The 11,736-nt window shown below is 70.8% G+C and carries 9 protein-coding genes; 3 read left to right on the forward strand and 6 right to left on the reverse strand.

From position 1 onward, the window contains the following. Window positions 1–153 precede the first annotated feature (153 nt). Window positions 154–798, forward strand: a complete 645-nt coding sequence (locus Q0818_RS14850; RefSeq protein ID WP_298876544.1) for a YdcF family protein — start codon at window positions 154–156, stop codon at window positions 796–798. 67 nt (window positions 799–865) lie between these two features. Here Q0818_RS14850 and Q0818_RS14855 read toward each other — a convergent pair whose 3' ends face one another. After that, window positions 866–3,061 (reverse strand): AAA family ATPase, encoded by a 2,196-nt coding sequence (locus Q0818_RS14855; RefSeq protein ID WP_298876547.1) that lies wholly within the window; start codon window positions 3,059–3,061, stop codon window positions 866–868. A gap of 127 nt (window positions 3,062–3,188) precedes the next feature. On the opposite strand from Q0818_RS14855, the gene Q0818_RS14860 reads away from it, so the two are divergent. After that, window positions 3,189–4,562 carry a DUF2252 domain-containing protein gene (locus tag Q0818_RS14860; protein ID WP_298876550.1) on the forward strand — a complete coding sequence of 458 codons (1,374 nt, stop codon included), beginning with the start codon at window positions 3,189–3,191 and terminating at the stop codon, window positions 4,560–4,562. Between the two features lie 46 nt (window positions 4,563–4,608). On the opposite strand, the gene Q0818_RS14865 is transcribed toward Q0818_RS14860, so the two are convergent. From Q0818_RS14865 to Q0818_RS14885, 5 genes are read right to left on the reverse strand one after another with little or no spacing between them, the layout of a single operon-like run. Beyond that, a complete protein-coding gene (locus tag Q0818_RS14865) occupies window positions 4,609–6,015 on the reverse strand; it encodes an FGGY-family carbohydrate kinase (RefSeq protein ID WP_298876553.1) in 1,407 nt (468 codons plus the stop codon). Continuing rightward, the gene (locus tag Q0818_RS14870; protein ID WP_298876556.1) at window positions 6,015–7,493 is read right to left on the reverse strand and encodes an FAD-binding oxidoreductase; all 1,479 of its coding nucleotides are present in this window, start codon (window positions 7,491–7,493) and stop codon (window positions 6,015–6,017) included. Before Q0818_RS14870 ends, Q0818_RS14865 begins: the two co-directional genes overlap by 1 nt. A gap of 32 nt (window positions 7,494–7,525) precedes the next feature. Next, window positions 7,526–8,305 carry an SDR family oxidoreductase gene (locus Q0818_RS14875; protein WP_298876559.1) on the reverse strand — a complete coding sequence of 260 codons (780 nt, stop codon included), beginning with the start codon at window positions 8,303–8,305 and terminating at the stop codon, window positions 7,526–7,528. Window positions 8,306–8,309: 4 nt separating this feature from the next. After that, on the reverse strand, window positions 8,310–9,788 hold the full coding sequence (locus Q0818_RS14880; protein ID WP_298876562.1) for an NAD-dependent succinate-semialdehyde dehydrogenase: 1,479 nt from the start codon (window positions 9,786–9,788) through the stop codon (window positions 8,310–8,312). Beyond that, window positions 9,785–10,714, reverse strand: coding sequence for an NAD(P)-dependent oxidoreductase (locus Q0818_RS14885; protein WP_298876565.1), 930 nt, complete (start codon window positions 10,712–10,714; stop codon window positions 9,785–9,787). The genes Q0818_RS14880 and Q0818_RS14885 overlap by 4 nt, the downstream gene beginning before the upstream one ends. Before the next feature lie 154 nt (window positions 10,715–10,868). On the opposite strand from Q0818_RS14885, the gene Q0818_RS14890 reads away from it, so the two are divergent. After that, the gene (locus Q0818_RS14890) at window positions 10,869–11,735 is read left to right on the forward strand and encodes an IclR family transcriptional regulator (protein WP_298876568.1); all 867 of its coding nucleotides are present in this window, start codon (window positions 10,869–10,871) and stop codon (window positions 11,733–11,735) included. Window position 11,736: the final 1 nt, after the last annotated feature.

Genomic DNA, 11,736 nt, shown 5'->3' on the forward strand with positions numbered 1-11,736 from the left:
CCGTGATCGTGGCGCGGGGGCGAACGCGTTCCGGCGGCGACCTGCCCGACGCGCGCAGCCTCGGAACGAGGGCGGAGGCGGTGCGCTCACCCGCAGCGTCCGGCGCGGACGCCGGTGACCGCGACGTGCGCATCGCCGCCTACCATCGGCGATGTGACGACCCCCTCCCCCATCGCCACGGACGCCGGGCGACCGCGGCACACAGCGCCGACCCATGCAGGACGCGGAACGCGGACCGGAGCACGCGCGCGGCGGACCCTGCGACGCCTCGCCCTGGGGCTCGCGATCGCCGCCGTCGTCCTGGCGGTCGCGGGGTTGCCGGTCTACGTCTTTCCGCCGCAGGGCGATCCGACGGATGCCGACCTCGTCTACGTCATCGGTCCGCCGCAGCCCGAGCGGCTCGCGCTCGCCACGGCGCTGCGCGACACGGATGGTCGGGCACCTCTGCTGGTCTCGGTCTCCCAGAGCCGGCAGGGTCGCGGCGACCCCGTCTTCGACGCGGCACACCTCGACATCTGCCGTCAGCACGGGGTGAGCTGCCGGTCGCCCGAGCCGTTCACGACGGCCGGCGAAGCGAAGATGCTCACCGCCTATGCGGCGAAGCGCGAGGTCGGCAAGACGGTCGTGATCACGTTCACGCCGCACGTCGCCCGCACCCGGTACATCTTCGCGAAATGCTCCGCGAACGATGTCACCGTCGTGGGCGTCGACACCGACATGACGTTCTTCGACTGGGTGTTCCAGTACGCGTATCAGACCGCGGGGTTCGTCAAAGCCTGGCTCACCCCCTGCCCCTGACCTGGGCGGCGCGCACCGAGAGGGGATGACACGCACTCCGCGTGGCATCCCCTCTCGTCGTTCGCGATTACTCGACGATCTCGGCGTCGATCACGTCGTCGTCGACATCGTCGGCCGCGGGGCCGGTGCTGGCCAGCATGAGCGAGTCGCCGTCGCTGGCCACGTCGACACGCACGACGTCTCCGTCGTGCACCGACCCGGCGAGGATCGCCATGGCGAGGCGGTTCTGGATCTCGGTCTGGATCAGTCGCCGCAGCGGCCGGGCCCCGTACACCGGGTCGTAGCCGCGCTCGGCGAGCCACGAGCGGGCGTCGGGCGTGACCGCCAGCGTCAGCCGACGTTCGCGGAGGCGCTTGTGCAGGGCGTCCACCGCCAGTTCGACGATCTGCGCGAGGTCGTCCTGGCTCAGGGCCTGGAAGATCACGATGTCGTCGAGACGGTTCACGAACTCGGGCTTGAACGCCTGGCGCACCAGCGCCTGCACCTGCTCGCGCTTGGCATCCATCGACATCGTCGGGTCGATGAGGATCGGCGAGCCGAGGTTGCTGGTGAGAATCAGGATGACATTGGTGAAATCGACCGTGCGACCCTGTCCATCGGTCAGCCGACCGTCGTCCATGACCTGCAGCAGCACGTCGAACACCTCGGGGTGGGCCTTCTCGACCTCGTCGAGCAGCACGACGCTGTAGGGGCGTCGGCGCACGGCCTCGGTGAGCTGGCCGCCGGCCTCGTACCCGACGTATCCCGGAGGGGCGCCGACCAGGCGCGAGACGGAGTGCTTCTCGCCGTACTCCGACATGTCGATGCGCACCATGGCGTGCTCGTCGTCGAAGAGGAAGTCGGCGAGCGACTTCGCCAGCTCCGTCTTCCCGACGCCCGTGGGGCCGAGGAAGAGGAACGAGCCGACCGGCCGGTTCGGGTCGCTGATGCCCGCGCGCGAGCGACGGACGGCGTCCGAGACCGCCTTGACGGCATCCTTCTGCCCGATCAGACGGCGGCCGAGCTCGCGCTCGAGGTGCAGCAGCTTCTCGGTCTCGCCCTGCAGCAGCCGCCCGACGGGGATGCCGGTCCACGCCGCGATGACCGCCGCGATGTCTTCGTCGGTCACCTGCTCGTTGACCATGCGGTCTCCCGCGGGCTCTTCGCGCTCCGCGGTCATGAGCTCGCGCTCCAGGGCCGGGATCTCGGCGTACAGCAACCGCGACGCGCGCTCGAGGTTGCCCTCGCGCTGGGCGCGCTCGGCGTCGACGCGGGCGGCATCCAATCGGGTCTTGAGGTCGCCGACGCGGTTGAGCGAGGCGCGCTCGCGCTCCCACCGGGTCTGCAGCTCGTCGAGCTTGGCCTGCTCGGCGGCCAGCGTCTCGCGCAGAGTCGCGAGGCGCTCCTTGGACGCGTCGTCCTTCTCCTTCTTCAGCGCGAGCTCTTCGAGCTTGAGCCGGTCGACGTGCCGACGCAGTTCGTCGATCTCCAGCGGAGCGGAGTCGATCTCCATGCGCAGGCGGGATGCCGCTTCGTCGATCAGGTCGATCGCCTTGTCGGGCAGCTGTCGCGACGGGATGTACCGGTTCGACAGCGCGGCGGCGGCGACCAGCGCGGCATCCGCGATCGCGACCTTGTGGTGCGCCTCGTAGCGCTCCTTGAGGCCGCGGAGGATCGCGACGGTGTCTTCGACGGTGGGCTCGCCGACGTAGACCTGCTGGAAGCGGCGCTCGAGAGCGGCGTCCTTCTCGATGAACTCGCGGTACTCGTCGAGCGTCGTGGCGCCGATCAGCCGCAGCTCGCCGCGCGCGAGCATGGGCTTGAGCATGTTGCTGGCCGCGACCGAGCCCTCGCCGCCGCCCGCGCCCATGAGCACGTGCAGTTCGTCGATGAAGGTGATGACGCGCCCGTCGGACTCGGTGATCTCCTTGAGGACGCTCTTGAGCCGCTCCTCGAACTGTCCGCGGTACATGGCCCCGGCGACGAGCGCCGAGATGTCGAGCGAGACGAGCTCCTTGTCTTTGAGGCTCTCGGCGACGTCGCCCGCGACGATGCGCTGGGCGAGGCCCTCGACGACGGCGGTCTTGCCGACGCCGGGTTCACCGATGAGCACGGGGTTGTTCTTGGTGCGCCGGGTGAGCACCTGGCTGACGCGCCGGATCTCTCCGTCGCGTCCGATCACCGGGTCGAGCTTGCCCTGGCGGGCCCGGTCGGTGAGGTTGATGCCGAATTGCTCGAGGGCGCTGCGCGCGTCCTCCTGTCCCGGCTGTTGCGTGGCGTTCATGTGGTCTCCTGAAAGTCTGGTCGCAAACTTGAGTTGCGTTGACTCAAGTTTAGCAGTCGGACGATCTCCCGGCAATGGATGCCACGAGCCCGCGACAGGCCCGCAACGGCGGGTCTATGGTGAGCGCGTGACGACCCCGCAGCCCGCCGAACCGCGACCGGACATCCCGTGGAACCCTCCGCCCTCCGCCGCCGAGCGTCGCGCCCGGGGGAAGGAGATGCGCCAGCGCGTCGCGCGTCGCGATCTCGGAACGCTCACGGTCGAGGGGCGCGACCCGCTCGGCATCCTGAACGCGCAGAACGCGGTCCGCGTGCCCGAACTCGTCCCCCTGCGGATCGAGCGGATGTCCGCCTCACCGTTCGCCTTCTACCGCGGGTCCGCCGCGGTCATGGCGGCGGACCTCGCGCGCGATCCCTCCACCCCCATCCACGTCGCCTCGTGCGGAGACGCCCACGTCGCGAACTTCGGCTTCTACGCCTCGCCCCAGCGCACGCTGGTGTTCGACCTCAACGACTTCGACGAGGCCGCCTGGGCGCCCTGGGAGTGGGACCTGAAACGCCTGCTGGTCAGCGTCGTCCTGGCGGGAGCCGAGAACGACCGCGACCCGGCCGTCGTCCGCGACGCGGTCGCCTCGACCGTGCGGGCCTATGCCCGGGCGATCGCGGGACTCGTCGAGCGCGACCCGATCGACCGCTATTTCGAGCACTTCGGAGCCCGCGAGGCGATGACCGCGTACGACCGGGCCTCCCGCGAGGTGCTCGCCCAGGCCATCGCCGACGCCGAACGACGCACCGGGGCACGGGCGGTGCGCCGCCTGACCGCCGACGCGGGCTCGGGTCGCCTCACGTTCACCCACCGACCACCCACGATGACCCCCGTCGACGCGGAGGTCGCGGCCCGCGTCCTCGCTCTGGACGGCGCCTACCGGACGTCCGCGAACGTGGACGTGCGGATGACACTCGAGCAGTACGACCTCAGTGACGTCGCGCGGCGCGTGGTGGGGGTCGGCAGCGTCGGGACGCGGTGCTACCTCCTCTTGCTGCAGGACGGTGACGGGCACGCCTTCGTGCTGCAGGGCAAGCAGGCCGGGGCGAGCGTGCTGCAGCAGTTCGGCGGCATCCGCCAGCCCGACGCGCTCGTCTCGCTCGTCACGGCCGACGGCGAGGGCGCGCGCGTGGTCGCGCTGCAGCGCATCCTGCAGAGCGTGTCCGATCCGTTCCTGGGTCACGTCCGCGGGGTCGACGCGGATTTCTACGTGCGCCAGTTCCACGACATGAAGGGCGGCATCGAGATGGTCGATCTCGCCGACAAGCCGTTCCGCCGCTACGCCCAGGCCTGTGCGATCACCCTCGCGCGCGCCCACGCGCAGTCGCCGGAGGCCCCCGAGATCGCCGGGTACGCCGGTTCGGGCCGGGCGCTCAGCGCAGCGCTCGTGCCGTGGGCCTTCGCGTACGCCGACGTCGCGCGCGAGGATCACGCCGCGTTCGTCGCGGCGCACTGATCGATCTCCCGGATCGGATCGACAGGCCCGACCCCCGACCCCGGGGTCAGCCGCGGGCCTCGACCATCCAGTCCGACAACTTCGCGACGCGGGAGCGGACGCCGCGGTGCCAGGGCCGGAGCGCGCGATACGCGTCGGCGCGCTCACCAGGGAGCACGGGTGCCCCCGTTCCGGACATCGCCGCGACCGCAGCATCCCAGTCTGGGTGCAGCCCAGCGCCCACGGCCGCGCAGATCGCTGCGCCGATGCCCGCAGCGTCGTCGACGAGCGCGCGGCGCACCGGGCGCCCGAGCACGTCGGCGACGATCTGCACGAGCAACGCCGACTGCGCCCCGCCGCCGGTCACGATGATGCCGCTCGCGACGCTCCCGCGTTCGCGCTCCATCTCCTCGATGTGGTCCGCCATCGTGAACGCGATGGCCTCCAGCACGGCACGGTAGAGATGCCCACGCCCCTGCGCACCCGAGAAACCGACGAAGGCCCCGCGGCGGTTCGGCTCATCGCCCGGCGCGAGCCAGTCCAGCACAGCGGCCACTCCGTCGCATCCGGGAGCGACGGCCTCCGCCTCAGCGCCCAGGCTGCGGTCGAAGGCGTAGATGTCGTCATCGGGCGCGACGGGGTGCAGCAGGTCGCGGAGCCAGCTCACGGTCCACATCCCGCGACGGATGCCGGTGGACTCCGCGAGGTACTGGCCCGGGCGGGAGCCGAAGTTCACCCAGTGCGCTTCTCCCCCACCGGGGACGTCGGCCACGGTCATCGCCGCGATGTAGGTGCCGAACGACAGCAGCACGTCTTCGGACGACGTCAGACCCGCCCCGAGCGCCTCGACCGCCTTGTCGTTCGACGTCGCGAACACCGGGACGCCCGCGGGCAGGCCGGTCGCCTCCGACGCCTCCGCGCTCACGCAGCCGAGCTCGGCTCCGGGATCCACGAGCTCGCTGAGCAGCGAGGGGTGCATGCCGGTGGCCGCCGCGGCATCCGGGGCCGAAGACCACCGCCACGTGAGTTGGTCGATCGGCCAGACGCCCTGGTAGTTGCCGGCGGCGTCGCGGAACTCGCCCGTGAGACGGTGCGCGATGTACCCCGACGAGGTCGTGACGTGCGAGACCTCGGGCGAATCGAGGTGCGGGCGCGACACGCGTTCATCCATCCAGCTCAGCAGCGGCTCGGCGAGCGTGCCGTCGGCCCGCATCAGGGCGCGGCAGAAGCGGATCGTGCACAGCCCGACCCCGACCACCTCGGAGAGATCGCCGTCGAAGCGGTCCATCGCCAGGCGGCAGGCCCGCACGATCGAGTCCCACACGTCGTCGTCGGGATGCACGCTGCGCCCGGACGCGGGCGTCGCATAGGGCCGGAGCCCCACGCGAGCCTGTGCCCGCACGCGGCCCGTCTCGTCGACGACCAGGACCTTCGTCGACTGCGAGCCGTTGTCGATCGCGACGACGACTGCCATCAGCGCCCCAGGGCGAAGATCGTGCCGGGATTCATGATGCCATTCGGGTCGAGCGCGGCTTTCATTCGCTCCAGCAGCACCACGGCGCTGCCGTGCTCCTCGTCCGTCCACGCGGTGCGGTATTTGCCGATGCCGTGGTGGTGCACCATGGATCCGCCCAGACGCAGCGCCTCCTCCACCACGATCGCGTTGAGCGGCTCGTGGTACGCGGTGATCTCCTCGCGAGGCTCGCACCGGATGTCGTAGTCGTACACGAAGTACAGGTTCGTGCCCGTCTGGTAGCTGTGCGACGAGTGGGCGCCGAGCATGGTCAGGTCGGCCGCGCGCGGGAACTCCCGACGCACGCGCCCCATGACCGACTCGTAGAGCTCGACCACGCGCGACCAGTCGACCGACACCTCGGTCGTGTAGCCGAGGTGGGCCTTCTCGAGCATCTCGCGCTTCTCGCGGTTGATCTTGTCCTGACCCCAGTTGAGGTTGTCGAACCACGACTCGATCAGTGCGTCATCGACGCGCTCGAGCGGCTTGCCCTCCGCGGCCTCCGCGATGGCCTCGGCGGTCGCCTCGGCGAGACGGCGCGGACCCTCGGCGACGAGCACGACCACGCACTTGCCGTCGTGGAAGTGTGCGAAGTGCTGACGGGCGTCCTCCGGGGAGTACACGCGCGCGACCGAGGGGCGGTAGCCCTGCGTGACGAGCTCGCGCAGCAGCTCGATTCCCGCGCCGAAGTCATCGGTGAGGAAGCCGAAGAACCGGTTGTTCTCGGGCACGTAGGGCCAGATCTTCACCGTGACCTCGGTCACGAACGCCATCGCACCCTCGTTGCCGATGATGAGATGACGGATGTCGGGACCCGCCGCGCGGCGCGGCACGTTCTTGATGCGCGTGACGGTGCCGTCGGCGAGTACGGCCTCGAGCCCGACGACCATGTCCTCGATCCCGCCGTACAGGGTCGAGAACTGCCCGATCGATCGCGTGGCGACCAGGCCGCCGTACTGCGCGAGAGGCTTGGACTGCGGCGAGTGGCCGGTGGTGTACCCCTGGGCGCGCAGCTCGTCTTCGACGCGCTGCAGGCCCGCGCCGCACTGGACGGTGACCATCATGTCGACGGTGTTGATGGTCAGGATGCCGTCCATCCGCGACCCGTCGAGCACGATCGTGTCGGCGACGACGGTCTCCAGCCCGCCCTCGGTCGCGGTGCGGCCGGTGCGCGGGACGATCGCGATGCCGTTCTCGTCGGCGAAGCGCAGCACCGCCGCGACCTCCTCGGTCGAGCGCGGATACGCGATCGCGGCGGGGAACGGTCCGTCGAAGATGCCGTGGACCGCGGAGTATTTCTTGAAGCGGTCGACGCTGGCTTCACGCAGCTCGGACTCGCGGGTGTCGACGGCGTCGGCGCCGAGCAGGTCGGTCAGACGCGCGGCGATGTCGGAACGGGTGAGCTCGGATCGGGTGAGCAGGGAACGGGAATCGGCCATGTCGGTCTTCCTGGATCGGTTTGGGGATCGGGTCAGCGCAGCAGGTAGCCGCCGTCGACGACGAGCGTGTGCCCGGTGACGTAGTCGCTGGCGCGGCTGGCGAGGAACACGACCGCGCCCATGAGGTCGGCCGGGTCGCCCCACCGGCCGGCGGGGACGTGGTCGACGATGCGGCTGTTGGCCGCGGCATCCGATCGGGTCTTCTCGGTGAGGGCCGTCGCGAAGTACCCGGGCGCGACCGCGTTGACCTGGATGCCGAACTCGCCCAGTTCGTCGGCGTAGGCCTTCGTGAACCCGACGATGCCCGCCTTGGATGCCGCGTACGCGGGCGACTGGCGCCCGCCGAGGAACGAGAAGAGGGAGGCGATGTTGATGATCTTGCCGCGGCGGTTCGGGATCATGACCTCGGCCGAGGCACGGGCGAATTCGAAGGCCGCCGTGAGGTTGACCGCGATCATCGGGTCCCACTTGGCACGGTCGAAGGCGACGACGTCCTCGCTGAGCAGATTGATGCCGGCGGAGTTGACGAGCACGTCGACGCCGCCGAAGCGGTCGACGCAGGCCTTCACGACTCGTTCGGGCTCCCCGACGGCCGTGATGTCGGACGCCACGAAGGCGTAATCGCGTCCGTGCGCCTCGACGAGCCGGGCGGTCTCACCGTCGTCGTCGGCGAGGGAGGGGACGAAGACGTTCGCACCGGCTGCGGCGAGCGCGACCGAGAACGCGCGTCCCAGGCCGCCGTTGCCGCCGGTGACGATCGCCGTGCGTCCCGCGAGCGAGAAGAAGTCGGTGGAGAAGTCAGTGATGTCCATGCGGTCAGGCGCTCCGGGAGGCGAAGGGGTCGGCGATGCCGACGTAGACGGTCTCGAGGTATTCGTGGATGCCCTCGGCTCCGCCCTCGCGGCCGAGGCCCGATTGCTTGACGCCGCCGAAGGGAGCCGCGGGGTTGGAGACGACTCCGGCGTTCAGGCCGAGCATCCCGGTCTCGAGGCGCTCGGCCAGGCGCAGACCGCGGTCGAGGTCGCGCGTGTAGGCGAAGCACACCAGGCCGAATTCCGTGTCGTTGGCGAGGCGGATGGCCTCCTCTTCGTCACGGAAGGTGAGGATGGGCGCGACGGGACCGAAGATCTCCTCGCGGAGGATGTCGGCATCCGCCGGCACGTCGACCAGCACGGTCGGCTGGTAGAAGTACCCGGGCCCGGGGATGGCGCTCCCGCCGACCGCGACGCGCGCGCCCTGCGCGACGGCCCCGTCGACGAGCGAGGCGACCTTGTCGCGGGTCGCGGCGTCGACGAGCGGGCCGACCGTCGACGACGGATCGGTGCCGCGTGCGGGGACGAAGGCGCCGATGCGTGCGGCGAAACGCTCGGTGAACTCCTGTGCCACCGCCTCGTGCACGAGGAAGCGGTTCGCGGCGACGCACGCCTCGCCGCCGTTGCGCATCTTCGCGAGCACGGCGCCGTCGACGGCGGCATCCAGGTCGGCATCCTCGAAGACCAGGAAGGGCGCGTTGCCACCGAGCTCCATCGACACGCGCAGCACCTGGGCGGCCGAGTCGGCGATGAGGCGCTGCCCGACACCGGTCGAGCCGGTGAAGGAGAGCTTCCGCAGACGCGGGTCCTGCACGAGCGGACCGGTGACGGCTCCGGCGTGCGTCGTGGGGATGACGTTGAGCACGCCGTCGGGCAGCCCCGCCTCGCGCAGCACCTCGGTGAGAAGCAGCGCCGTGAGGGGTGTGAGGGCGGCGGGCTTGAGCACCATCGTGCAGCCGGCGGCGATCGCGGGGGCGATCTTGCGGGTGGCCATCGCGAGGGGGAAGTTCCACGGCGTGATGAACAGGCACGGTCCCACCGGGCGCTGCACGACGAGCAGGCGGTTGCGTCCGTCGGGGGCGACGGAGTACCGGCCGGAGATACGAGGAGCCTCCTCGCTGAACCAGCGGAGGAACTCGGCGCCGTAGGCGACCTCGCCGCGCGCCTCGGCGAGCGGCTTGCCCATTTCGAGCGTCATCGCGAGGGCGAAGTCCTCGGCACGCGCGGTGACCATCTCGAACGCCCGGCGCAGGATCTCGGCGCGCTCGCGCGGGGCGGTGCGCCCCCACGATTCCTGCGCGCGGTGGGCGGCAGCCAGCGCCGCATCGCCGTCGGCGACGCTCGCGTCGGCGACCGTGGCGAGCACGTCGCCGGTCGAGGGGTCGATCACGTCGAAGCGGTCCCCCGTGGATGCCGGGCGCCAGGCGCCGTCGATGAAGAGGTCGGTCGGCAGGGAGGCGACGAAGGCGCGCTCGTCGGTCATCGTGCGACCCCCGCGGTGGCCTGGGCGCGGCGCAGCGGCTCGCCGAGCAGATCCTCGTACAGGCGGAAGGGCGCCATCTCGCCCGCGCGCTCGCCGTACATGGCCTTGGCGCGACGGAACTGCTGGTCGACGAGGCCCGACAGTTCGTACGGCATCCCCACCGAGCGGGCCAGGTCGCTCGAGAGCCCGAGGTCCTTGCAGGCGAGGGCCAGGGCGAAGCCCTCGTCGTAGTCGCCGTGATCGAGGATCGACAGCACGTCGTGCTCGACGAAGTTGCTGTTGGCGGGGCTGGCGACCAGGGCGCGGCGCAGCACCTCGAGGTCGACGCCGGCCTTGACGCCCACCGAGAGCACCTCGGCCGTGGCGATGAGGTGCGAGAACCACAGCTGGTTGATCATGAGCTTGACCGCGTAGCCGGCGCCGTGACCGCCGACGTGCAGGATGCGCTCGGGCTCGCCCATCGCCTCGAACACCTCGCGGAGGCGCTCGACGTCGTCGGCGTCACCGCCGATGAAGATCTGCAGCGTGCCGTTCGCGGCACCGACCGACATGCCACTGACCGGGGCGTCGAGCACGCGCAGGTCGGGCCGGTCGGCGCGGGCGCGCTCGGCCACCTCCGGCACCGAGGTCGACATGTCGACCCACGTGCCGCCCTGCGGGAGCGCGTCCAGCAGGCCGTCGGGCCCGCGCAGCACCTGGTCGACGTGCCGCGGGGTGGGCAGCATCGTAATGACCAGGTCGGAGCGGGATGCCACCTCGGCGGCGGTGTCGACCCAGACGGCGCCGCGCGAGACGGCGTCGGCCGCGGCCTCGGGGCGGACGTCGGTGACGACCAGGGGGAAGCCGGAGGCCTGCAGGTTGCGGGTCATTCCGCTGCCCATGCTGCCCAGGCCGATGAATCCGACGGTGAGTGTGCGCTTCGTCACGGGACCAGTCCTTGAGATCGTGGATCGGGGGCGGTGCGCTCCTGCGGCTCTCGTCTTCGAGCCCGCCAGTGGCGACCGCACGGCCACGATAGAGCCAGGATGCCTTGTGAGCATCCCTTGATGTGAATATGGCAACTGGGTAGGGTTCCGGTTCATGACAGATCCCTCGGCGACCCCGCGTCGCAACTCCTCGGGCCTGGCCCGTGACGTCGAAATCCTCGAGATTCTCGGCTCCGCCGAAGCGGTCGCCGCCGGCGGACTGGGCGTATCGAGGGTCGCGCAGATCACCGGTCGCGACAAGGCCGTCGTCTCGCGAACCCTCGCCACCCTCGCCGACGCCGGCCTCGTCGATCGCGACGACAACACCCTCGCGTACCGGCTGGGGGCGCGCCTGTACGCCCTCGCCGCCCTCACCGTCGAGAGCACCCTCACCCGCGAGTCCCAGCCGATTCTGCGCCGGGTCGCTCAGCGCGCCCGCGAGACGACGCACCTGTGCGTGCTGCGCGGCGGCAACGTGCTCACCATCGCCAGCGAACTGAGCCCGCACGAGTTCCGCACGACCGGGTGGGAGGGCATCACGACCGCCGCGTGGCGCACGCCCTCGGGTCGCGTACTCCTGAGCGACTGGGACGACGACTCCCTCACCCGCTGGTACGCCGAGCACGGCCAGGACCAGGCGATCGTCGGGCCGGTACCCCCGCACGCGGCGGGGTTCTCGGTGCTGCCGAGCCCGCCCGCCGACCGACAGGTGGTCTCCGACCTCGCGAGCCTGCGCGCCGAGCTCGCCCGCATCCGAGCAAACGGGTACGCCCTGCTCGACGAGGAGCTCGAGCTCGGCGTCGTCGGTGCGAGCGCCCCGGTACGCGATTTCACCGGCCGCATCGTCGCGGCGCTGAACGTCAGCGCCCCCAAGACCCGTATCGGCGACCGTCTCGACGCTCTCGCCAGATTCGTGGCATCCAGCGCGAAGGACCTCTCGCGGGCCGTGGGCTTCGACGCGATCATGTCCGGATCACGATGAT

This window comes from uncultured Microbacterium sp., from assembly GCF_947489255.1.
GTDB lineage: Bacteria > Actinomycetota > Actinomycetes > Actinomycetales > Microbacteriaceae > Microbacterium > Microbacterium phycohabitans.